The organism is Streptomyces sp. NPDC001401 (assembly GCF_042895385.1).
Classification (GTDB): domain Bacteria; phylum Actinomycetota; class Actinomycetes; order Streptomycetales; family Streptomycetaceae; genus Streptomyces.
In genome coordinates this window covers 1-23,037 of sequence record NZ_JBIAWI010000019.1, presented here as the reverse complement: position 1 = coordinate 23,037, position 23,037 = coordinate 1, and the positions used below count along the sequence as shown (strand labels likewise).

At 71.7% G+C, this 23,037-nt stretch carries 20 protein-coding genes; 13 read left to right on the top strand and 7 right to left on the bottom strand.

Translation table 11 applies throughout. The annotated features are described in order from the left end of the window. Positions 1–347 precede the first annotated feature (347 nt). The 8 genes from ACFY10_RS42760 (at position 348) to ACFY10_RS42725 (ending at position 8,893) form a co-directional block, all read left to right on the top strand. On the top strand, positions 348–1,400 hold the full coding sequence (locus tag ACFY10_RS42760) for a BMP family ABC transporter substrate-binding protein (protein WP_390670746.1): 1,053 nt from the start codon (positions 348–350) through the stop codon (positions 1,398–1,400). Continuing rightward, on the top strand, positions 1,381–3,015 hold the full coding sequence (locus ACFY10_RS42755; RefSeq protein WP_390670745.1) for an ABC transporter ATP-binding protein: 1,635 nt from the start codon (positions 1,381–1,383) through the stop codon (positions 3,013–3,015). Before ACFY10_RS42760 ends, ACFY10_RS42755 begins: the two co-directional genes overlap by 20 nt. A 1-nt stretch (position 3,016) precedes the next feature. Continuing rightward, positions 3,017–4,069: an ABC transporter permease gene (locus ACFY10_RS42750; protein WP_390670743.1), complete on the top strand. Its 1,053-nt coding sequence runs from the start codon at positions 3,017–3,019 to the stop codon at positions 4,067–4,069. Next, on the top strand, positions 4,069–4,935 hold the full coding sequence (locus ACFY10_RS42745) for an ABC transporter permease (protein WP_390670742.1): 867 nt from the start codon (positions 4,069–4,071) through the stop codon (positions 4,933–4,935). Before ACFY10_RS42750 ends, ACFY10_RS42745 begins: the two co-directional genes overlap by 1 nt. Further along, positions 4,932–5,684 carry a nucleoside phosphorylase gene (locus ACFY10_RS42740; RefSeq protein ID WP_390670741.1) on the top strand — a complete coding sequence of 251 codons (753 nt, stop codon included), beginning with the start codon at positions 4,932–4,934 and terminating at the stop codon, positions 5,682–5,684. Before ACFY10_RS42745 ends, ACFY10_RS42740 begins: the two co-directional genes overlap by 4 nt. Continuing rightward, entirely contained in the window at positions 5,681–6,982 is a 1,302-nt protein-coding gene (locus ACFY10_RS42735; RefSeq protein WP_390670740.1) for an amidohydrolase, read from the top strand. Before ACFY10_RS42740 ends, ACFY10_RS42735 begins: the two co-directional genes overlap by 4 nt. A 93-nt stretch (positions 6,983–7,075) precedes the next feature. Then, the gene (locus ACFY10_RS42730) at positions 7,076–7,747 is read left to right on the top strand and encodes a FadR/GntR family transcriptional regulator (protein ID WP_390670739.1); all 672 of its coding nucleotides are present in this window, start codon (positions 7,076–7,078) and stop codon (positions 7,745–7,747) included. A 165-nt stretch (positions 7,748–7,912) separates the two neighbouring features. After that, positions 7,913–8,893, top strand: coding sequence for a PAC2 family protein (locus tag ACFY10_RS42725; protein WP_390670738.1), 981 nt, complete (start codon positions 7,913–7,915; stop codon positions 8,891–8,893). A gap of 52 nt (positions 8,894–8,945) precedes the next feature. On the opposite strand, the gene ACFY10_RS42720 is transcribed toward ACFY10_RS42725, so the two are convergent. Continuing rightward, positions 8,946–9,902: a superoxide dismutase gene (locus ACFY10_RS42720; RefSeq protein WP_390670737.1), complete on the bottom strand. Its 957-nt coding sequence runs from the start codon at positions 9,900–9,902 to the stop codon at positions 8,946–8,948. Between the two features lie 255 nt (positions 9,903–10,157). Between ACFY10_RS42720 and ACFY10_RS42715 the strand changes: the two genes are divergently transcribed. Next, positions 10,158–11,879, top strand: a complete 1,722-nt coding sequence (locus ACFY10_RS42715; protein WP_390670736.1) for a S8 family peptidase — start codon at positions 10,158–10,160, stop codon at positions 11,877–11,879. Positions 11,880–11,913: 34 nt separating this feature from the next. Next, positions 11,914–12,504, top strand: a complete 591-nt coding sequence (locus tag ACFY10_RS42710) for a hypothetical protein (RefSeq protein ID WP_390670735.1) — start codon at positions 11,914–11,916, stop codon at positions 12,502–12,504. Between the two features lie 69 nt (positions 12,505–12,573). On the opposite strand, the gene mshC is transcribed toward ACFY10_RS42710, so the two are convergent. The 4 genes from mshC to ACFY10_RS42690 form a co-directional block, all read right to left on the bottom strand. Next, positions 12,574–13,803 carry a cysteine--1-D-myo-inosityl 2-amino-2-deoxy-alpha-D-glucopyranoside ligase gene (gene mshC, locus ACFY10_RS42705; RefSeq protein ID WP_390670734.1) on the bottom strand — a complete coding sequence of 410 codons (1,230 nt, stop codon included), beginning with the start codon at positions 13,801–13,803 and terminating at the stop codon, positions 12,574–12,576. A gap of 94 nt (positions 13,804–13,897) precedes the next feature. Continuing rightward, positions 13,898–14,728, bottom strand: a complete 831-nt coding sequence (locus tag ACFY10_RS42700; protein WP_390670733.1) for an SCO1664 family protein — start codon at positions 14,726–14,728, stop codon at positions 13,898–13,900. After that, positions 14,692–15,282 (bottom strand): DUF3090 domain-containing protein, encoded by a 591-nt coding sequence (locus ACFY10_RS42695; protein ID WP_390670732.1) that lies wholly within the window; start codon positions 15,280–15,282, stop codon positions 14,692–14,694. Before ACFY10_RS42695 ends, ACFY10_RS42700 begins: the two co-directional genes overlap by 37 nt. 111 nt (positions 15,283–15,393) lie before the next feature. Continuing rightward, on the bottom strand, positions 15,394–16,080 hold the full coding sequence (locus ACFY10_RS42690; protein WP_390670731.1) for a histidine phosphatase family protein: 687 nt from the start codon (positions 16,078–16,080) through the stop codon (positions 15,394–15,396). Between the two features lie 62 nt (positions 16,081–16,142). On the opposite strand from ACFY10_RS42690, the gene corA reads away from it, so the two are divergent. Next, the gene (corA, locus tag ACFY10_RS42685) at positions 16,143–17,141 is read left to right on the top strand and encodes a magnesium/cobalt transporter CorA (RefSeq protein ID WP_390670730.1); all 999 of its coding nucleotides are present in this window, start codon (positions 16,143–16,145) and stop codon (positions 17,139–17,141) included. Positions 17,142–17,153: 12 nt separating this feature from the next. Here corA and ACFY10_RS42680 read toward each other — a convergent pair whose 3' ends face one another. Together ACFY10_RS42680 and ACFY10_RS42675 are read right to left on the bottom strand one after the other, a co-directional pair. Next, on the bottom strand, positions 17,154–17,942 hold the full coding sequence (locus ACFY10_RS42680; RefSeq protein ID WP_390670729.1) for a ferritin-like domain-containing protein: 789 nt from the start codon (positions 17,940–17,942) through the stop codon (positions 17,154–17,156). A gap of 261 nt (positions 17,943–18,203) precedes the next feature. After that, on the bottom strand, positions 18,204–19,259 hold the full coding sequence (locus ACFY10_RS42675) for an LLM class F420-dependent oxidoreductase (protein ID WP_390670728.1): 1,056 nt from the start codon (positions 19,257–19,259) through the stop codon (positions 18,204–18,206). 112 nt (positions 19,260–19,371) lie between these two features. Between ACFY10_RS42675 and ACFY10_RS42670 the strand changes: the two genes are divergently transcribed. Both ACFY10_RS42670 and ACFY10_RS42665 read left to right on the top strand, forming a co-directional pair. Then, a complete protein-coding gene (locus tag ACFY10_RS42670; protein ID WP_390670727.1) occupies positions 19,372–20,358 on the top strand; it encodes an aldo/keto reductase in 987 nt (328 codons plus the stop codon). Further along, a complete protein-coding gene (locus ACFY10_RS42665) occupies positions 20,355–22,784 on the top strand; it encodes a helix-hairpin-helix domain-containing protein (protein WP_390670726.1) in 2,430 nt (809 codons plus the stop codon). The genes ACFY10_RS42670 and ACFY10_RS42665 overlap by 4 nt, the downstream gene beginning before the upstream one ends. The last annotated feature ends 253 nt before the right edge of the window (positions 22,785–23,037 follow it).

The window sequence follows — 23,037 nt, the reverse complement described above, 5'->3', positions numbered from 1 at the left end:
TGCAGTTCCTGGGGGTCTCGTCACGGTACATGACCTTGAAGAACCACAGTTCGAGACGGCCGAGCGGGTGTCCGAATGTCCGGTGTACAGTCCACCCACCCGCAGCCCACCAGTCGAGACGAGGGAGGACGAGTGCTGCTCACCAAGCGCCGCTTCCTGGACTTCGGCCGGTGCGCCGGCGACGGCTGTCGACTCTGAGTCCCGAGTCGCCTCGGATCCGCTGAGCCTCCCCCTCTCAGCCCTGCCTCGTCGCCCGCCCTCACCCTCACCGCTCACCGTCGAGCACCGCTCGCGTCGAGCGCCGCTCACCCTCGAGCACTCTTCGCCGCACCCCCGGAAGGTCCCCGATGCCCCGCAGATCCCGCCGTACCCTCCAAGTCGCCGCCGCCACCGCGCTCCTGGTCACCGCGGCCACGGCGTGCAACGCCGCCGCGAAGAACGACGCCTCCGCCAGCGCGAGCGGCGGCAGCGGCAAGTCCTTCACGCTGGTCACTCCCGACGCCGTCGGGCAGAACGAGTTCCTCAAGCTCGCCGTCACCGGCGTCAAGGCCGCGGCGAAGCAGCACGACGGGTCGCAGAAGGTCTACGAGTCGACGGACACCGCCTCGCAGCAGCAGAACGTGCAGGCCGCCGTGGAGGCGAAGCCGGACGTCATCGTGCTGGTCGGTTTCGAGTTCGCCGACCTGGTGGCGCAGCAGGCGAAGGCGCACCCCGAGCAGCAGTTCCTGATGATCGACGCGTGCACCACGAAGACCTTCAAGAACGTGAGTTGCGCGGTGTTCCGGGAGCACGAGGGCGTCTACCTTGCGGGCGCCGAGGCGGGCCTGCTCAGCAAGTCCGGCAAGGTCGGCGCGGTCGACGTGCTCGACACGCCCCAGTTCCGGCGCTACAGCGACCCGTTCGCGGCCGGTGCCAAGAAGGTCGCCGCCAAGTCGCAGGCCTCCACGCGGTTCGTCGGGGGCCAGTCCCCGTTCGACGATTCGGCGCGCGCCAAGGAGCAGGCGAACTCGCTGCTGTCCAAGGGCTACGACCAGATCATGGCGGCGGCCGCGGCCGGCAACTACGGCGTGTTCGAGGCCGCCAAGGCCAAGGGCGCGTTCGCGTACGGCGTCGACGTCAACCAGTGCCCCTCGGCGCCCGGCACGGTCGTCGACAATGTGATCAAGCGCACGGATGTCGCCGTGGAGAAGGGCATCGAGCAGGTCCTCGGCGGCAAGGCGGGCACGACCGTCTCGTACGGCCTGAAGGAGGGCGGCATCAGCCTGACCGGCCTGGAGTCCGGTGTCGCCTCCTCGAAGTGCGTGATCGCCGACCACAAGGACGTGCTGAAGAAGGTCGAGGCGCTGCGCGACCAGATCGTCGGCGGGAAGCTGAAGGTCGATGACCCCGCCGCAGGCTGACCGGGACATCGCGGTCGAACTCCGGGGAATCACCAAGCGGTTCCCCGGCACGCTCGCCAACGACGCGGTCGACCTGACCGTGCGCCGCGGCGAGATCCACGCCCTGATGGGCGAGAACGGGGCCGGCAAGTCCACGCTGATGTCGATCCTGTACGGCATGGAGCGCCCGGATGCCGGGACGATCCGTATCGACGGGCGGGCAATCAATTCCGGCTTCGGCAGCCCCTCCGCCGCCATGGCGGCCGGGCTCGGCATGGTCCACCAGAGCTTCAAGCTGTTCGACTCGCTGACGGTCGCCGAGAACGTCGTGTACGCCGCCGAGCCGCGCCGCTTCGGCCTGGTGGACCGGGCGGCAGCACGCCGCCGGGTGCGCGAACTCGCGGCGGAGCACGGCCTCGCCGTCGATCCGGACGCCCGGGTCGGCGAGCTGCCGGTGGGGCTGCGGCAGCGCGTGGAGATCCTCAAGCTGCTGCATCGCGGCGCCCGTACGCTCATCCTCGACGAGCCGACCGCCGTTCTCACTCCGGCCGAGGCGGACGCCCTGTTCGCGGTGCTGAAGTCCCTTGCTGCGCAAGGCCGTTCGGTCATCCTCGTCACGCACAAGCTGCGCGAGGTGCTGGAGGGCAGCGACCGGGTGACCGTGCTGCGGGACGGCCGGGTCGCGGCCCGGCTGGTCACCGCCGAGACCTCGGCCGCCGAGATCGCGGCGGCGATGACCGGCCGCGCGGTCGAGTTGGACCGCATGCACGCGCCGGGCACGCCGGGCGAGGCCGTCCTCGACGTCTCCGGTCTGACGACCGACGCCGTGCACGGGGTCGAACTCGCCGTCCGCGCCGGGGAGATCGTCGGTATAGCGGGTGTCGCCGGGAACGGGCAGAGCGAACTGGTCGAGGCGCTGGCCGGGCTGCGGCCCGTCACGGCGGGCCGGGTCACGCTCGCCGGGCAGGACATCACGCACGCCTCGGCCACCGAACGCCGGGCGCGGGGGCTGGCATACGTGCCCGAGGACCGCCACGCGGTCGGCACGGCACCTGCGGCGTCCGTCGCGGACAACCTTGCGATGGGCCACCACCGTACGACCCTGTCGTCCCGCGGCCTGCTCCCGCCGGCGGCCGTCCGCGCCCACGCCGAGCGGCTCGTCGAGCGGTTCGGCATCAAGGCGGCCACGCCCGACGTGCCCGCCACCGCCCTGTCCGGCGGCAATCTCCAGAAGCTGCTGATCGGCCGCGAACTCGCCCACGGCGCACCGCTGCTGCTCGTCGAACAGCCCACCCGCGGTGTCGACATCGGCGCGATCCAGAACATTCACGACCAGCTGATCGCCCACCGCGACGCCGGTCACGCGGTCCTTCTCGTCTCGGCCGAGCTGAGCGAGATCCGGGGGCTCGCGGACCGGGTGCTGGTGATGTACGAGGGCCGGATCACGGCGTCGTACGGCAAGGACGAGGCGGACGAGCGGATGCTGGGGCTGGCCATGGCGGGTGTGCCGGCAGGGGACGGTGGTATGTCACATATCGCTGAGCCCGCTTCGACCAGTGGCATGTCACATACCACCGCACCCACCTCGACCAGTGACATGTCACATACCACCACCTCCCCGGAGGCCGGCGACTGACATGAACCAGCGAATATCGGGAGCTCTCCGCTCCCCCATCACCTTCTCCGTACTCGCCGGCGTCCTCATCGGCGCCCTCTTCCTCATCGGCACGGGCGCGGACCCGATCGCGGCCTACGACGCGGTCCTCACCGGCTCGCTCGGCGGCGACGGCATCGGCTCCACGCTCACCACCGGCACCAGCGTCCTCGGCATGGCGCTCGCGCTGGCGATCCCGTTGCGCGCCGGGCTGATCAACCTGGGCGGTGACGGGCAGATGGTGCTCGGCGGGATCACCGCGGCCGTGACCGGCCTCAGTTCCCCGCTGCCCGCGCCCCTCACCGTCGTCCTCGCCCTGCTCGCGGGGATGGCGGCGGGCGCCGCATACGCCGTCCTGGCCGCCCTCTGCGAGAACCATCTCGGCGTTCCGCTGCTGGTCAGCAGCCTCCTGCTGAGCTACCCGGCGGTGTCGCTCGCCTCCTATCTGGCGCGCTACCCGCTCAAGGAGCCGGGCTCCAGCCTCCCGCAGACCCGCGCGCTGCCGGACGGGGTGGCGCTGCCTGCCTTCGGCGACTCCACCGTGACCGTGGGCCTCGTCCTCGTCGTGCTCGCGGCAGCCGCGTACTGGTTCACCGACCGGCGTACGGCCTTCGGCTACGAGATCCGCATGACCGGCCTCAACGCGCGCTTCTCCGCGTACGCGGGCGTGGAACGCCGTGGCCTGACGCTGAAGTTGATGTCGGTCTCGGGCTCCCTTGCCGGACTCGTGGGCGCCATCGGAGTGTTGAGCTTCCCGTACCGCTTCGTCGACGGCTCGCTGACCGCCCCCGGCTACACCTGGACGGGGCTCACGGCCGCACTGCTGGCGACCGCGGCCCCCTTCGGCACGGTCGTGGCGTCGTTCTTCTTCGCGGTCCTCCAGGTCGGCGGGCTCGCGATGGAGCGGACGACCGAGGTGCCGCGCGAGCTGACGCAGGTGCTGCAGGCCGTGGTGATCGTGTTCCTGGCGGCCCGGCTGCGCTTTCCCACCCGGTGGTTCAGCCGTCGCTTCGACCGTCGTGAGGAGGCGGTGTGATGTTCTTCGACTCCGATCTCCTGATGTCGGCGCTGCGCGCGCTGACCCCGATCCTGCTGGCCGCGCTGGGCGGTGCCCTGTGCGAGCGGGCGGGTGTGTTCAACATCGGCCTCGAAGGCATGATGCTGATGGGCTGCTTCACGTCGGTCGCGACGAGCTGGTTCACCGGCAGCCCGTGGCTGGGCGTGCTGGCGGCGGCCCTTGCCTCCGCCGCGTACTCGCTGATCCTGGCCGTAGGGGCCGTGACCCTGCGCGGAGACGCGGTGGTGCTGGGAATCGCCATGAATCTCCTGGCAGTCGGCCTGACCAGCTTCCTCCTGCGTACGGTCTTCGGCGTGCAGGGCACTTTTGACGATCCGTCACTTGCGGGGCTGCCGCTGGTCGGTGGTTTCACGCCGCTCGCGTATCTGGCGTGGGCGGCGGTGGCAGTGGCTGCCGTCATGCTGTCGCGGCACGTGTGGGGGCTCAGGCTGCGCGGGGTGGGCGAGGCACCGGACGCGGCGGCGACGCTCGGGGTGAGCCCTGCCAAGTACAAGTACGCGGCCGTGCTGGTCTCGGGCGTGCTGTGCGGTCTCGCCGGCGCTCAACTCGCCCTCGGGAACGTCACGTTGTTCTCCGAGAACATGACCGCGGGCCGCGGCTGGATCGCGGTGGTGGCGGTGATGCTCGGGCGTGCCGCGCCCGTCGGCGTGCTGCTGGCCGCGCTGCTCTTCGGCCTCGCCGAGGCGGCCGGTTTCCGGCTTCAGGGCCTTGGCCTGCCGCAGCAGGCGACCGACGCCGCGCCGTACGTCGTCACGCTCGGCGCCCTCTTCCTCACGACGGCCCGCCGTCGCCGCACCCGTCCCTCCTCCGGAGTCGCTTCATGACGCAGGACCTGCTGCCCATCACCCGCATACCGCGCACGGGCCTTCCGGCGCACGCGGTCGTCGTCGGCGACCCGGCGCGCGCGGCCGCCGTCGCCGCACTGCTGGACGGCGTCGAGGAGGTGTCGTACCACCGCGAATACCGTGTGTTCAGCGGGAGTTGGAAGGACCTGCCGGTCACCGTCGCCTCGCACGGGGTGGGCGGGCCGGGCGCGATCCTGCTGTTCCAGGAGCTCGCCGACGCGGGCGTGCGGGTGTTCCTGCGGTTCGGCACGGCGGGCGCGATGAAGCCGGGCATCGGCGACGGCGACCTGGTCATCGCGGAGGCGGCCGTACGCGACGACGGGGTCACGCAGCAGCTGCTGCCGCCGGAGTACCCGGCGGTCTCCTCCCCCGAGGCGGTCCTCGCGCTGCAGCGCGCGGCGCGCGAGGCGGGCGCCCCGCACCACCGGGGGATCGTGTGGACGCGGGCCGCCTTCCAGCCGGGGCTCATTCCCCTCTTCTCCTACGACGGTGCCGGGCTCGCCGCCATCGAGATGGAGCTGTCCGCGCTGCTGGTGACGGCCTCGCTGCGCGGGCTGGTCGCGGGAGGCGTGCTCGTCGTCGACGGGGCGAACGCCGACGAACTCGTCGACGAGGCGGCCACCGGTGGGTACGACCCGCATCGGGAGGTCGTCGCGGCGGGCGTCGAGCGGGGCGCGGTGGTGTCGCTGGAGGCGCTGCGGCTGCTGGCGGAGGGGGGTCCGGCGTGACCATCGACCTGTTGGTGCACGGCGGTGACGTTCTGACCGTCGACGAGGCCGGAACCGTCGTACGGGACGGGGCAGTTGCCGTCGACGAGGGCGAGATCGTCGCCGTGGGACCCGCCGAAGAGCTGTGTACGCGGTTCACAGCTCGGGAGTCTGTTGACGCGCAGGGCTGTCTCGTCCTGCCCGGCCTCGTCAACACCCACACCCATCTCGCGATGACCCTGCTGCGCGGCCGCGCCGACGACGTCACCCTGCAGGGCTTCCTGGAGCGGGTGCTGAAGTGGGAGGCCGAGCTGCTGACGCCGAAGAACGTGGCGGCGGCGGTGCGGCTGGCGGTCGCCGAGAGCGTACGGGCGGGAGTCACCTCCGCGCTCGACATGTACTGGTTCCACGAGGCTGCCGAGCAGGCGGCCCGCGAGGCGGGCTGGCGGCTGCACAGCGGCCCCACCTTCATGGACGTGCCGGAGCCGCCCGACGGCATGTCCTACGAGGACCGGATGCGATGGGCACGGCAGGATCTGGAGGCGCGCGGCGCGGCCCGCCCCGGCCACCGTCCCGTGGTGTTCGCCCACTCCACCTACACCCTCTCCCCCGATCAGCTGACTGAAATCGCCGCCCTGGCACGGGAGTTCGGGGCGCTGCTGCACCTTCACGCCGCAGAGAACGCCACCGAGGTCGCCACCGTCGAGGTGCGGTACGGCAAGCGGCCGGTCGAGCTGCTCGACTCCCTCGGCGTCCTGGGCCCCGACGTGCTGCTCGCGCACGCCGTCGACCTCACCGGACCCGAGATCGCCGCGCTGGCCCGCACCGGCACGTCCGTCGCGCACTGCCCGGTGTCGAACCTGAAGCTGGGCTGCGGGATCGCGCCGGTGCCTCGGCTGCTGAGCGCCGGGGTGACCGTCGGGCTCGGCACGGACGGGGCCGTCAGCTCCAACACGCTGGACGTGCTGGGGGCGGTGCGGCAGGCGGCGCTGGTGCACAAGGCGGGCGGCGACCCCACGGCGGTCGGCGCCGAGCAGGCCGTGCGCATGGCGACGATCGAGGGTGCACGGGCGCTGGGGCTCGCCGACCAGCTGGGTTCCCTGGAGGCGGGCAAGCGGGCCGACCTGATCGTGCTCGACCTGGGCGCCCCGCATCTGCGGCCGCTGCACGACCCCTGGTCGACGCTCGCCTACGCGGCGCACTCGGCGGACGTACGGGACACCGTCGTGGACGGGCGGGTGCTGATGCGGGACCGTGACGTGAGGACCGTCGACGAGGCCGCCGTCCTCGCCGACCTGGAGATTCTCGCCCTGAGCTGAGCATTCGGCGCCCAGTTCAGCCCACTGAACCCCCATAATGGCCTGAGACATCGGATGTCTGAACGACAGGTCTGAACGACAGGGAGGCCGGCCATGGCAGTCACCGACGAGGCGATCGAGAAGATCAAGGGAATGATCGTCTCCGGCGCGCTGCGCCCCGGCGACCGGCTGCCCAAGGAGAGCGAACTGGCCGCGGAGCTGGGACTGTCCCGCAACTCTTTGCGGGAGGCCGTGCGCGCCCTGTCGCTGATCCGGATCCTGGACGTGCGGCAGGGTGACGGCACGTATGTGACCAGCCTCGATCCGCAGCTGCTGCTGGAGGCGCTGAGCTTCGTCGTCGACTTCCACCGCGACGACACGGTGCTGGAGTTCCTGGCGGTGCGCCGCATCCTGGAGCCGGCCGCCACGGCGATGGCCGCCTCCAGGATCAGCGAGCAGCAACTGGACGCGCTCTCGGCCCAGTTGGACAAGCTCGGCCAGGCGCCGTCGGTGGAGGAGCTGGTCGCCTGTGACCTCGACTTCCACCGGGGCATCGTGCAGAGCTCCGGAAACTCGGTGCTCTGCTCGCTGCTGGACGGCCTGTCGGGGCCGACCACCCGGGCCCGCATCTGGCGCGGTCTCACCCAGGAGGACGCGGTCAGCCGCACCCTGCACGAGCACCGCGCGATCCTGGCCGCCCTGCGCGACCGGGACGCGGAGGCGGCACGGTCCTGGGCGACGGTGCACATCGCGAGTGTGGAGCAGTGGCTTCGCTCCTCGCTCTGAGCGGCTTCGCGCGCGAGGGCGGCCGCGGTGGCGATCATGGGTGTTCGAGGGCACCGGACGGGGCAGTGATCCGTTCACTCCCCCGTGCAAGGGGGCTGCGGGCGCCCCCGCGGAACGCCGTAAGGTTGGGTGGTCAAGCGGAGGGCACGTCGGAAGGAGGCCTGGGTGATCGAGCTCGAGGGGGTTCCCGAGCTGATCGACCCGGTCATGGTGGCCGCGTTCGAGGGCTGGAACGATGCCGGCGACGCCGCCTCCACCGCGGTCGCACATCTGGACAGGGAGTGGAAGGGCGAGGTGTTCGCGGCGCTGGACGCCGAGGACTACTACGACTTCCAGGTGAACCGCCCCACGGTGTGGATGGACGGTGGCGTGCGCAAGATCACGTGGCCGACGACAAGGTTGTCCGTGGTCCGGGTCGGCGGCGAGAAGCCGCGCGACCTGGTACTCGTCCGAGGCATCGAACCGTCGATGCGGTGGCGCTCGTTCTGCAACGAGCTGCTGGGCTTCGCGCACGAGCTGGGTGTGGAGCTGGTGGTCGTGCTGGGCGCCCTGCTGGGCGACACCCCGCACACCCGGCCGGTCCCGATCAGCGGCACCACGTCCGACTCGGACCTGGCGCAGCGCATGGACCTGGAGGAGACCAAGTACGAGGGCCCGACGGGCATCGTCGGTGTCCTGCAGGAGGCCTGTACGCACGCGGGTGTGCCGGCCGTCTCCCTGTGGGCGGCCGTGCCGCACTACGTGTCGCAGCCGCCGAACCCGAAGGCGACGCTGGCCCTGCTCAACCGTCTGGAGGACCTGATCGACGTGCGCATCCCGCTGGGCGAACTGCCCGAGGACGCGCGCGCCTGGCAGGTGGGCGTGGACCAGCTGGCCGCCGAGGACAGCGAGGTCGCGGAGTACGTCCAGACGCTGGAGGAGGCCCGGGACACCGCGGAGCTGCCGGAGGCGTCCGGCGAGGCGATCGCCCGCGAGTTCGAGCGGTATCTGCGGCGCCGGGACGGTGGAGGCCCGTCGAGCGGCGGACACGCGACCGCGGACGGCAGCGACAGCACGTCGTATCTGCGGGACAACCCCAGCGGTCGTACGAAGCCGCCGAAGCCACCGAAGCCGGATCCGGACGACGAGGAGTCGTCGGAGGAATGACCGGGTGAGGGCGGTGCGCACGGAGCGCACCGCCCTCCTTGCGTCCACGCGTTCACACCTGGTGCACGGCCACCGCGTCGTAATCCGTGTCGGGCGTCGGCTGTTCCACGTCGAAGCGCGCGTTCGGCAGGTAGATGCGGTTGCCCCAGGCCGCGGCCGTGGTCGGGATGCGGAAGCGCGGGTCGGTGATGCGGGCGATCGCGGTGCCCTTGGTGCCGGCCGCGTTCAGCCGGAACACGTCGATCGCGTTCTGCGCCTGCTGGACGGCGTAGAGGGTCCTGCCGAGCAGCAACAGGCCGTCGCCGTTGGGGAGTTTCGACGTGCCGAGGTCGACGGCGCGGGCCGCTCCGGTGCGCGGGTCCACCCGCATCAGGTCGCCGCCGTTCGCGACGACGTTGACCACGAGGAGGGCGCTGCCGTCGGGGGTGCGCTCGATGCCGTTGGCGGTGAAGCCGTCGCCCTGCACCCAGTCGCCGCTCAGCGCCACGGTCTCGACGCCGACCGGTGCGCCGTGCCGGCCGAGGACGAGCTTGTAGAGCACGGCCTTGTACGTCTCCGTGAACCAGGCGGCGTCCGGAGTGAGGATCACGTCGTTCACGAAGGTGCCGCCGACGGCGTACACCTTCTCGATCGCGCCCGAGCGGGCGTCGACGGTGCGCAGTTCGCCACTGGCGCCGCCGCTGAGGAACAGCCTGCCGTGGCGGTCGATCTTCAGGCCCACGGTGGGGTGTCCGGCGCCCAGGCCCTTGCTGATCACGGAGCCGCGGCCGGTGGAGAGGGCGGCGCGGTAGATGTCCCCGTCGGCCAGGGAACCGAAGTAGGCGAACGGGCTCGAGCCGATGGTGATGCCCTCGGGCTGGAAGCCGTTCGGGAGCGGGAACCCGGCGGGCCACGCGGCCTTGCGGGTTTCGGCCGCGTGGGCGGTGCCGCCCAGAAAGGCCGCTCCCGTGAGAGCGGCCGTGGTGGTGAGGAGTCTTCGACGTGCGAAGGAACGTGCTGGGGATGCCACTGTGCGTCCTTCCGCCAAGGGGCCGGGCGAGCCGGCCGACCGGTCAACAGACGCTGTCACCCCATCACATGACAGCCGCCTCCGCAGCCTTTGGCCGGTTTGCTACGTGACATCTGTTTCAGGACGGATTGCACACGCTACCCAATTCAACTTGTTTTCAAACCGAGTTGGTGAAGACGGGGTGGACGCCTCGCCGAGATCGTGGTTGGTTGTGCACCGATGGCGCACCCGCACGGACCGAAGGGAGCGGTACCGATGAGCGACCAGGGACAGCCGGCGCAGGGGCCGGGAACGTCCGGGCCGGGGCCCGACGGAGCGGGATTCACCTATCGAGGAGCCGAGCGGGAGCTGATCGTCGTCGCCCGTCCCGAGGCCAGGCTGCGCGCCCAGGCCGACGGCGTCCGCTCGGCAGCGGGAGCCGACGTATCCGCTCTCAACATGTTCCTCAGCGATGAACAGCTGGCCCTGCAGCCGCTGTTCGGCAGCGAGGAACGACTGCAGCAGTCCGCCGCCCCGGGCGACGGCAACGTGCCCGACCTCGCGATGTTCTACCGGGTGCGCGGCGGCGAGAGCCGCGCCGAGGAGCTGCGCTCGCGGATGGCCGCGCTGCCGGGCGTCGAGACGGCGTACATCAAGCCCGGTGCCGTACCGGCGTCGTTGGCGGAGGAGAGCGGCCGGCTGAAGGAAGGCGCGCCCGTCACGCCCGACTTCAGCAGCCGGCAGGGCTATCTGCGCCCCTCCCCCGAGGGGATAGACGCCCACTGGGCATGGCAGCGCCCTGGTGGGTCGGGTCAGGGGGTGACGGTCATCGACGTCGAGGGCGCCTGGCAGTTGGGCCATGAGGACCTGGCCGCCAAGCTGGCCGGCGTGGTGGTCGGCACCCCGTTGACCGACCTCGCCTGGCGCAACCACGGCACCGCCGTGATCGGCGTGATCGGCGGCGACCGCAACGAGTACGGTGTCAACGGCATCGTGCCCGAGGCGGTGACCGCGGCCGCGTCCTTCCAGGGCATCGGCACGGCGGCCGCAATCCACGCGGCGGCCGACCGGCTCGGCCCCGGCGACGTCGTACTGATCGAACTGCACCGCCCCGGACCGCGGTTCGAGTACGCCGAGCGCGACGACCAGCGCGGCTATGTCGCGATCGAGTGGTGGCCGGACGACTACGCGGCCATCCGGTACGCCACCGCCAAGGGCGTGCTCGTGGTCGAGGCGGCCGGCAACGGCGGCGAGTCGCTGGACGACGCGGTCTACGAGCGCCGCCCCGACGAATTCCCCGAGTGGTGGCGCAACCCGTTCAACCCCTCCAACCAGTCCTCCGGTGCCGTCCTGGTCGGCGCGGGCGCACCACCGCCCGGCACGCACGGCCGCGACCACGGCCCGGACCGGTCGAGGCTCTCGTTCTCCAACTACGGCGCCCGGCTGGACGCCCAGGGCTGGGGACGCGAGGTCACGACCACCGGCGGCTTCTGGGACAAGCCCGGCGATCTGCAGGGCGGACCCGAGGAGATCGCCTGGTACACGGACACGTTCTCCGGGACCTCCTCCGCCTCCCCGGTGGTGGTCGGCGCGCTGGCCGCGCTGCAAGGGATGCTCAAGGCGGCCGCCCAGCAGCCGATGTCCCCGGAGAGTGCACGCGCGGTGCTGCGGGCCACGGGTTCCCCGCAGCAGGACGCACCGGGCCGGCCCGCTTCCCAGCGGATCGGCAACCGGCCCGACATCAAGGCGGCGGTCACCCATCTGCTGCCGCAGGCAGTCGGCTCGGGCCAGGCCGAACGGTACTGGGACGAGCTGCTGCCGTACCCCCGTGAACTTCCGCCCAGGCTCAGGCTGTTCGTGGCCGGCGCCTGGCGGAACCTGAACCACCCGTCCCCGGAAGTCCGCCAGGCGGTGCACTCCGCCTTCGCGGGGGGACGGCCCGACGTCCGAGTGTGGTTCTCGGACGACGAAATCGTCGGCCTGGTCGTCACGGGCTGACAAATCCCAACCATCAAGGGAAGGTGACACCCGCATGAGCACCACCCCGCAGATGAGCCACCTGGGACAACAGCAAGGCCAGCAGTTCCCGAGCACATCCCCCTACCAGCAGTACCAGCAGCAGCCGTTCGGGCAGCAGCAGGGCTACGGCGGCCAGCAGCAGCCGTTCGGTCAGCAGCAGCCCGTGGGTATGGGCATGGGCTCGCTGGAGCAGCTCCAGCAGCTCGGCCAGCAGCAGCCCTTCCAGCAGCTGCTCCAGCAGCTCGGTCAGCAGCAGGGCTACGGCCAGCCGCAGCAACAGCAACAGCAGGTCGAGCAGCAGGTGCAGCAGCAGCTCCACCAGATCTCGCAGGCCGCCATGCAGCACGCCCAGCAGCAGCAGCTCCAGGCAGGGGGGCCGCTGGCCGGCATCGCGGACGGCTACATCGACGTCGTCCAGCCATTGCCGGGGCAGCCCAGCCTGATCGCGCTGCGCATCGGCGGACAGTTCAGGATCCTCTTCAACCCGAACGCCCAGACCCACGACCAGGTCCAGGAGGCCTTCGCATTCGGCCACCAGGTGGTCGGCATCTGGGACTCGGGCTCTCCGACGGTCCTGCGCAGCATCCAGGTCCGCAGGATCTGACCGGCGCCAGGTAACACGAGGGGCGCTTCCTCCACGGGGAGGAAGCGCCCCTTTCCGTGCCTGCCGTGGTTAGAGAGCCACGCCCAACAGAGCGTCCACAGCACGCGATACGACGCCGGGGGCCCCGATGTCCGCACCGCCCTGTTCCTGCTGGAGGACGGCCCAGCGGTCGACCGCGGCGAGCGCGGCCGGGGCGTCCAGGTCGCTGGCGAGGGCCTCGCGGAGCTCTTCGACGAGCGCCTCGGCGGGCGGCCCGTCGGGCCGGGACACGGCGGCGCGCCAGCGCCCGAGGCGGGCCACGGCGTCCTCGAGGACCTGGTCGGTCCACTCCCAGTCGGACCGGTAGTGGTGGGCGAGCAGCGCCAGCCGGATCGCGGCCGGGTCCACCCCGTCGCGCCTCAGCTTGGACACGAAGACCAGGTTGCCCTTGGACTTGGACATCTTCTCGCCGTCCAGGGCGACCATGCCGGCGTGCACGTACGCCTTGGCCATGGGGAACTCGCCGGTCAGCACCTGGGCGTGCGAGGCGCCCATCTCGTGATGCGGGAAGGCGAGGTCGGAGCCGCCGCCCTGGACGTCGAAGCCCATGCCGAGGTGGTCGAGGGCGATGGCGACGCACTCGATGTGCCAGCCGGGCCGGCCACGGCCGAGCGAGCCGCCGTCCCAGCTGGGTTCGCCCTCGCGGGCGGCCATCCACAGCATCGGGTCGAGCGGGTTCTTCTTGCCCGGACGGTCCGGGTCGCCGCCGCGCTCGGCGGACAGCAGCCGCATCGCGGCCGCGTCCAGGCCGGACACCTTGCCGAAGTTGGGGTCGGACTCGACGGAGAAGTAGACGTCGCCCTCGAGCTCGTAGGCGGCGCCCGCGTCCCGCAGCCGCTCGACGAGCGGCACGATCCCGGGTATCGCCTCGACGGCGCCTATGTAGTGCTGCGGCGGCAGCATCCGCAGGGCGGTCATGTCCTCGCGGAAGAGGGCGGTCTCCTGCTCGGCGAGGGCGACCCAGTCGATGCCGTCACGGTGCGCCCGCTCCAGCAGCGGGTCGTCCACGTCGGTGACGTTCTGGACGTACTGAACCTGCCGCTTGGTGTCGAGCCACACGCGCTGAACGAGGTCGAACGCGTTGTAGGTCGCCGCGTGACCCATGTGGGTCGCGTCGTACGGCGTGATGCCGCAGACGTAGATACGGGCGACAGGACCGGGGTCGAGGGAGACCAGACCACCGGTCGCGGTGTCGTGGATCCTCAGGTCGCGGCCCTGACCAGGCAGGGCGGGGACCTCGGAAGCGGGCCAGGCATGCATGTCATGAGCCTAACCGGACGGAAGTTCCGTATACGAACCGGACCGGGCCGGATGGCCGGTAAGGCGCCCTTGCGCGATACCGGCCCATCTGCTGCTAGACAGGCGGCCAGGGAATGGCAGGCCACTCGCCGCTCGGCTCCGGGTGCCTGCCGGACTCCAGGAGTACGGCGACACGCGCGCGCGTGGCGTCGAGTTCGGCGCCTGTGATCAGCCCCGCCAGCCGCGTGGCCAGCGCTCCTTGGTCGCTGAGGGCTTCCTGGAGGGCCTTGAGGACGTCGACCGCCTCCGGGTCCAGCGGCTCCCCCGCCCACCCCCACAGCAGCGTTCTGAGTTTGTTCTCGGTGTTGAAGGTCACTCCGTGGTCGATCGCGTACAGCCGGCCGCCGGCCGACGGCAGCAGGTGGCCGCCCTTGCGGTCGGCGTTGTTGATCACGGCGTCGAGCACGGCGAGCCGGCGCAGCCGCTCGTCGTCGGCATGCACCAGCAGCGCCGTCTTCCCGTCGCCGACCTCGGCGAAGGCGATCGCCTTCCAGCCCGGCTCCGGCTCCTCACCGTCGACCAGGGCGAGCAGCTCGGCCTCGGGACTCACCTCGATCCACAGCTGGACCATGCCCTCGCCGTACGGTCCCTCCCGCAGCACGGTGGGCGGGACGAGGCCCCAGCCGGTCGCCTCGGAGACCTCGTAGGCGGCCACCTCACGCCGGGCGAGGTTGCCGTCGGGGAAGTCCCACAGGGGCCGCTCGCCTGCGACGGGCTTGTAGATGCAGGCCGCTTCCCGGCCCTCGTGGGAGATCGTGCAGTACAGCGCCGCGTTGGACGCCTCGCGGATACGGCCGCGCACGGTGAGCTCGCCGTGCGTGAGCAGGTCGGCGAGCGGCTCGTCGGTCGTCACGCCCCGCGGCGGTATCCGTTCTGGCGCGGACATACGTGTCCTTCCGGGTCGAGCGGGAGGCTGCACAGCGGGCACGGCGGCCGCCCGGCGTTGACGACGTCGAGGGCGCGCTTGGCGAAGGCCCGCGCCTGCGCGCCGGTCAGCCGGACCCGCAGCATCGGGGGCCCGTTCTCCTCGTCCTGGAGCAGGCGCTCCTCCGCCTCGGCGAGGTCCTCGTCGGAGTCGGCGTCGAGCTCCACGAGGGCCTGCGCCTCGACGATCATGCGCTGTTCCTCGCCGTCCCAGGCAAGGGCCATGGTGCCGACCCGGAACTCCTCCTCGACAGGGGTGTCCAGCGGATCGTTGTCGGAGATCTCGGTGGCGGCCACAGCCGGGACGGCGGCGCTGCCGCCACTGCGCCGTACGACCTCGTCGAGCAGTTCGTCCATGCGCTCGGCAAGGGCGGCGACCTGAGTCTTCTCCAGGGCCACACTGGTCACGCGGGGGCCCGCGGTGGCCTGGAGGAAGAACGTACGGCGTCCGGGCATACCGACCGTACCGGCCACGAAGCGGTCCGGGGGGTCGTAGAGGAACACCTGACGGGACACGTCCTGTCTCCTGGAAATCGTGGATCGACATCGGACCGGATGACCGCACGGACTGCTGGTGCGGACGGGTGCGGCGCTATTGCGACCGCTTCACCCTACTGCGCCCGACGATCACGGTGCGCCCGCACCGCCCCCGACCGTGGCGTCGTCGGCCGGGGGTTCCTCGCGCGGCGCCAGTGACGCGAAATCACCGGTGTCACCGAGCCGTACGAGAAACGGCCTCAGACGTGTGTAACGGATCGCGGTGATGGAACACGGTTCAACGGAAATCCTCTGGAAAAGGTCGAGATGAAGTCCGAGTGCGTCCGCGACGAGCGACTTGATGATGTCGCCGTGCGAGCACATGAGGTAGACGGCGTCGGCGCCGTGGTCGCGCTCCACGCGCGCGTTCCATTCTCGTACGGCCTCGGCGGCGCGGGTCTGCATCGCGCGCATCGATTCGCCGCCGGGGAACGCGGCGGCCGACGGGTGTGCCTGCACGACCTCCATCAGCGGCTCGTCCTTGAGCTCGGCCAGCTTGCGGCCGGACCAGTCGCCGTAGTGGGCCTCCCCGATCCGCTCGTCGGTGTGCGCGGTCAGCCCGGGCCGCGCCTGCAGCAGCGGCTGGAGCGTCTCCTGGCAGCGCTGCAGAGGGCTGGTGACGACCTCGGAGATCGGCAGCCCGGCGAGCCGCCCGGGCAGTGCGGCGGCCTGCGCGGCCCCGCGCTCGTCGAGGGCGACACCGGGCGTCCAGCCGGCGAGCACCCCCTCGGTGTTGGCGGTGGAACGTCCGTGCCGGACCAGGATCAGCGTGGGCATGCGGCCAAGGGTAGGCGCACGACGGGGTGCGTCCGGGGGCGGACGGCGGGAGAATACGCTCCGTGATCGTCGACTGCGCCATCTACCGTGACGGGCACCGGACGGAGGGGCCCGCGGACTTCTCGCACGCCCTGGCGCAGTGCCGTCGCGGGGGTGACGCCTTCGTGTGGATCGGCCTGTACGAGCCGACGGAGAAGGAGTTCGACCGGGTCTCGGAGGAGTTCGGACTGCACCCGCTGGCCGTCGAGGACGCCCTGAACGCACATCAGCGGCCCAAGCTGGAGGTGTACGACGACTCGCTGTTCATGGTCCTCAAGCCGGTCGGGTACGAGGCGAAGAGCGACATCGTCACCTCCGGCGAGGTCATGGTCTTCATCGGCGACTCGTTCGTGGTGACCGTGCGCCACGGCGAGGAGGCCCCGCTGGCGGCCGTGCGGCACCGGCTGGAGGAGGAGCCCGAAATGCTCCGGCACGGGCCCACCGCGGTGCTGTACTCGATCGCCGACGCGGTGGTCGACCACTACGTGGAGGTGGCGGGCGAGCTGGGCACCGACCTGGAGGAGCTGGAGGCGGAGGTGTTCTCGCCGACCCACGGGGGCTCGCGCCACACGGCGTCCCGCATCTACGCCTTCAAGCGGCAGATCCTGGAGTTCCGCAGGGCCACGGGCCCGCTGGCGCAGCCGCTCGCCCGGCTGGCGGGCGGCAGTCTCTTCGGCGTTCGCGTGCCCTTCGTACACGAGAAGGCACAGCCCTTCTTCCGCGACGTCAGCGACCACCTCACGCGCGTGAACGAGTCGGTGGAGGGCCTGGACCGGCTGGTCTCGGACGTGCTCGCGGCGCATCTCGCGCAGATGAGCGTGCGGCAGAACGACGACATGCGGAAGATCTCCGCGTGGGCGGCCATGGCGGCGGTGCCCACGATGATCGCGGGAATCTACGGCATGAACTTCGACCACATGCCCGAGCTGCACTGGCATGCGTCGTACCCGGCGGTGATCCTGGCGATGGCCGCGCTGGAGGTGCTGCTGTACCGCCTCTTCAAGCGCCGCGGCTGGCTGTAGGCCCTGCCCGGCTCAGGCGAACTCGGGTGCCGTCGTGGCGGATCCGCCCAGTGCGTCGCGCCGCTCCGGCATCTTCAGGCTCACCATCCGCCGCCAGCCCACGAACCGCTCGTATGCGTAGACGGCGTGAATACCGGCGGCGAGCACCGCCGACCTGGCCCTCGGCCAGCCCAGGATGCGCCCCATGTGGTCCATGACGGCGAGGCTGACGTCCCGGTAGATGCGGATCTCCGCGAGCGCGCACTCCCGCAGCGTGCGCTGGATGGCCCGGCCGTGCCCGGCGTGCGCGAAGCGCAGCAACTCCTCGTGGCAGTAGGCCAGGTGGTTGTCCTCGTCGTCGGAGATCATCCGCACCGCGCGGCCGAGTTCGGGATGGTCGGCGAAGTGCCTGCGCAACAGTTCCATCTGCTCGGAGGCGCGCTGCTCGGTGACCCGGCTGTGGGACAGGTAGGTGACGATGTCCTGCACGGTGAGCGGTTCGTCGCTCCTGAGCTTCTCGTGGGCGAGGCCGATGCCGTGCTTCTCCAGGAGCATCGTGTAGTCGGTCTCGGGCGGCACGGGCACGGGTTCAAGGCCGCGCTTCCTCATCAGGGCATTGAAGATCCGCCCGTGCTTGTCCTCGTCGGCGCCGTGCCGGGTGATCTTGGGGGCGAGAGCGCGTTCGCTGCCCGGGACGAGCACGGCGATCCGCCCGTTCTCCCAGCCGCCCTGGGACTCCCCGCTGGCCGCGATGGAGCAGAACAGGGCGAACGACTCGTCGTCGTCGAGGATCTCCTGGAAAAGACTCTTGGCCGAAAGCATCGTGGGCACCTCTCTGCCGGTCTCTGTTCTGCCGGTCCCGGCCGGATTCCGCGGGATTCCGCAAAGAACGAGTCAAATGCGGTGCCAGAGGTGCTGCAACAGCTGTGTCGGACAACTCCGCCAAAAGGAGGACCCAAGGGGTCAGGTCGGAGGCGTAACCGCGGGCGCCCGGGCGCGTTGTTCCCCGTGACGGCCGTGGCGGGGAAGACCCCCGAGCCCCCACCACGGCCGCAGAAAATCTCTCCCGGCCCGCCGCGTTTGTTACGCCAGTCCGGCGCGCTCCAGGGCCTCGGTGCCGGCGCGGAGGGAGGCGATCCGCTCGTCGAGCGTGAAGCCGGCCGGGTTGAGGCTCAGGGTGGTGACACCGGCCTCCGCGTACTCCTTCATCCGGTCCGCGATGCGGTCCACGGAACCGAGCAGCGCCGTCTTGTCGATCAGGTCGTGCGGGATCGCGGCCGCGGCGCCCTGCTTGTCGCCGGACAGGTACTTCTCCTGGACCTCGGCGGCCGCCGCCTCGAACCCCATGCGCCGGGCGAGCTGGTTGTAGAAGTTCTGCTTGGCGCTGCCCATGCCGCCGACGTACAGCGCGGTGTAGGGCCGGAAGGCGTCGGCGAGTGTGGCCACGTCCTTGTCCTCGCCCACGGAGAGCGGGAGCGTCGGGCAGACGTCGAAGCCGTCGAGGGTCTTGCCGGCCTTCTCGCGCCCGGCGCGCAGGTACTTGATCGTGGTTTCCTCGAGGTGCTCGGCCGAGGGGAAGATCAGCAGGGCGCCGTCGGCGATCTCACCGGTCTGCTCGAGGTTCTTGGGGCCGATGGCGGCGATGTACAGCGGGATGTGCTCGCGCTCGGGGTGCACGGTCAGCTTGAGCGGCTTGCCCGGGCCGCCGGGCAGCGGCAGCGTCCAGTGCTCGCCCTCGTACGACAGCCGCTCGCGCGTCATGGCCTTGCGCACGATCTCGACGTACTCACGCGTGCGTGCCAGCGGCTTGTCGAACTTGACGCCGTACCAGCCCTCGGAGACCTGCGGGCCGGAGACGCCGAGACCGAGGCGGAAGCGGCCGCCGGAGAGCGAGTCGAGGGTGGCGGCGGTCATCGCGGTCATCGCGGGCTGGCGGGCCGGGATCTGGAAGATGGCCGAGCCGACGTCGATCCGCTCGGTCTGGGCGGCGACCCAGCTGAGCACGGTGGCCGCGTCCGACCCGTAGGCCTCGGCGGCCCAGCACACGGCGTACCCGAGCCGGTCGGCCTCCTTCGCCACCTCCAGGTTGTCCGCGTCCATTCCGGCACCCCAGTAGCCGAGGTTGATCCCGAGCTGCATGCGCCTGCCCCTTACCGATCAGTAACGTCCCTGTTCGGCAGACCCTAGCGCGTGGAAACTGGTTGTCCACAGGCCCCCACACCGAAGGTTCAGGCCAGTAATCTCGGCGTTCATGGAGCAGAGGTATCTCGGCCGTACCGGCCTTCGTGTGTCCCGCATCGGACTCGGCACACTCACCTGGGGCAGGGACACCGACGAGCACGACGCCGCGGACCTCTTGAAAACGTTCTGGGAAGCGGGCGGGAGCCTTGTCGACACCGCGGACGTGTACGGCGACGGAGAGGCCGAGTACCTGCTCGGACGCCTCATAGAAGGCCTGGTCCCGCGCCGGGACCTGGTGATCTCGACGAAGGCCGGCAGCGTGCCGGACCCGGACCGCCGGGTCGACGGCTCGCGCGGACATCTGCTCTCCGCGCTGGACGCCTCGCTGGCCCGCCTCGGCACGGACTACGTCGACGTCTGGCACATCCACGCCTTCGACCCGTACACCCCGCTCGAGGAGACCCTCCAGGCCCTCGACCTGGCGGTCAGCAGCGGCCGTGCCCGCTATGCGGGAGTCTCCAACTTCTGCGGCTGGCAGCTCGCCAAGGCCGCGACATGGCAGCTGACGGCTCCCGGGATGCGGACCCGGCTGGCGAGTACGCAGATGGAGTACTCGCTGCTGCAGCGCGGCGTCGAGCGCGAGGTGCTGCCGGCCGCGCTGGACCTGGGCATCGGCCTGCTGCCGTCCTCACCGCTGGGCCGCGGGGTCCTGACGGGCAAATACCGGGGCGAGGCCATGCCGCCCGACTCACGCGGCGCCTCGGAGCATCTGGCGCCCTTCGTCGCGCCGTACCTCGACGACACGGCGAGCCGCATCGTGGACGCCGTGCAGACCGCGGCGGACGGCCTCGCGGTGACACCCCTCCAGATCGCCCTGGCGTGGATCCGTGACCGGCCCGGCGTGGCCGCGCCCATCGTCGGCGCACGCAACTCGTCCCAGCTCACGGCGGCATTGTCAGTGGAGACCCTTAGTCTTCCTGACGAGATCTGCCGGGCGCTCGACGACGTGTCGGCGCCCGTGCACCGCTATCCCGATCACGACTGGAGCACGCTGTGAGCACGGAGCCCGAGGCCACCGAGGACGCAGAGAACGCCGAGCCGGGTATGCCGGGCGCCGCGGGGCAGAGCGGCGAGCCGGACGTCCCGGTCGAGCCTGCCGAAGCGGAGGCCGGCGCCGGGCAGACGGCGGGCGGGACCGGTGAGGCGGCGCAGAGCGACACCGGCGCCGGAGCGGCCCTGGCAGCAGGAGGCGGCGACGCCGGGTCGGCGGACCGGACGGCCGGGGGCCGAAGCGGCGACGACGCGGGCGTGTCTGCCACGGCCGCCGCTGCGGGCGGTGAAGACGAATCCGCTTCCCAACTGTCCGAAGCCGAGGCCGAGTTGGCCGCTCAGCGGCTGGAGCGGGAGCGGATCGAGCGGCGCAAGGCCGAGAAGGCGGCGCCCATCGAGAGCGGCGCGAAACTCAGCGGGAGGGCCGCCGATCTGCTGGCCGCCGTCCGTGCCGTGGAGAGCGGCGAGAAGCCCGTGGCCACCGCGTTCAGCGAGTCCGCGCCCGCTCCTCGCCGCCCCGCCCCCGAGCCGGTACGGCATCCGCAGCCGGCGCCCGCGGCCGCACCCGCCGCTCCCGCGCCGGAGGCCGTCGACGCGGTACGCCGCGTGCTGACCGATGGCGGCGCACCGGACGGGCTCGCACCGCAGGTCGCCGCGGCACTCGGCGACGGTGCGGACGAGATTCTCCGGGCCGACCCCTGGCTGCTGTTGCGCGTGGGCGGGGTGCGGCCCGAGCAGGCCGACGGCTTCGCGCGGGCGCTGCTCGGAGCGGAGTGCGCTCCGGACGACGAGCGGCGGGGCCGGGCGCTGACGGGATGGCTGCTGGAGCAGGCGGCGCTGGCCGGGCACACCGCCCTGGAGCTGCCCGCGCTCACCGCTGCGCTGGCCCAGCGGGGCGTGCCCGACGCCGACACGGCCGTGCAGAGCGCCGTCGCGGAGGGCGAGGCCCTGGTCTTCCAGGACGCCCTCGACCCGACCGCGCCTGCGCCGGAGGCGGCCGAGGAAGGCGAGGAGCCGGCCGAGCGCCCGGTCCGGATCCTGGTCGGCCTGGAGCGGTACGCGCTCGCGGAGGAGAGCCTCGCCGACGGACTGGCCCGCCTGATCAACTCGGTGCCGAAGGAGGACGGTTCGGCCGAGGCCTGGGAGCGCGCCGCCGCCTCCGCGCAGGACTCCACCGCCGAACTCGTCCGCGCGGCCGCGGGCCACGGCCTGGTGCTGCACACCGGCGGCGAGGCGTCCCTGGCCGAACCGGCGGCACTGCTGCGTGCGGCAGCCGCCCTCGGCCTGCGGGCCTGGGCCGCCACCCACAGCCCCACGGGCCGAGACCGCTTCGCAGCGTTGTGGGCGGGGGCGGGGCGCCCGAGCGGGTCCGTACCGGGCGACACCGCGGCAAGCGCCACCACGCCGGACAGCCGTGCGCCGGGAAGCCCCGCTGCACCGGACAGTCCCGCGCAGGCCGGCGCCGAGCCGGATGCCCCGTGCGTCGTCACCGTCGCCGGGCTCCTCTCCGGTGCCGAGGGACCCGGACGGGACGCGGACGGGGCCCTGGACCTGGACGTTCTCGTCGTGCTCGACGCGCCCCAACTGGACGTCGAGACGGGGGCCCTGCTCGTCGAGTCGTTGCCCGACGGTGCCCGGCTGGTGCTGGCCGGTGACCCGGGGGTGCTGTGGTCGGCCGGGCCCGGGCGGGTGTTCGCCGATCTGCTGGCGGCGCGGGTCTGCCCCCGGATCGCCTCGCGGCGGCCGGACCTCGGCCCCCTGGGCGAGCTGGTCTCCGGCATCGGCATCGGTGAGCTCAACCAGGTCGAGGCCCCCGGCAAGGAGGTCGTGATCGTCCCGGTGCGGGACGCGGGCGAGGCGGTCCACCGGACCGTGCAGCTCGTCGCCGACTCGGTGCCACGGGCGATCGGTGTACCGCCCGAGCAGACCGTGGTGATCACCCCGGGCCACGGAGGCGCGGCCGGCACCCGCGCGCTCAACGTGGCGCTGAAGGATCGCCTCAACCCGGGCCCCGGCCGCTTCGGCGGCTTCGACCCCGGCGACCGGATCGCCTACTCCCCCGCACCGGGCCGTACGGCACCGGGCCAGGTCGTTACGGCCGACGCCGACGGGCTGCACCTGTCGTGCTCGGGCACCCCCGTCGTCGTACCGAAGGAGCGGGTGGAGCAGTCCGTGCGGCACGGGTGGGCGCTGACCGCGCACCAGGCGGTGGGCAGCCGGTGGCCCGCGGTGGTCGTGGTGCTGCCCGGGGACGCGGCGCAGTCCCTCAGCCGGCCGTGGGTCTACACGGCGTTCGGCAGGGCGGACCGCCACCTGTCCGTGGTCCACGGCGTGGACCAGGCACTCCCGCGAGCCGTGGCCGAGATCCCGGCAAAGCCCCGCACGACCCGTCTGCCGCTACTACTCAGCACCCAGGTACCGGCCACCGACTGACCAAGGGGTCCAGCAGCCCCCCAAGGGGCGCGGGGCGATGTCGATATGCGGCTCCGCCGCGTGGGCGCGACCAGCCACATACGGCCTGCAGACACGCACCCAAACGGCGGCGGGGGGGGGGGGGGGGGGGGGGGGGGGGGGGGCGGGGCCCCCCCCCCCCCCACGGCTGTGTTTCACGTGAAACACGTCCGGCCGTGCAGTCCGCTCGGTCGTTGATCGTGGCGTGCGAGATGACGAAGCTGTGCGGCGGGCG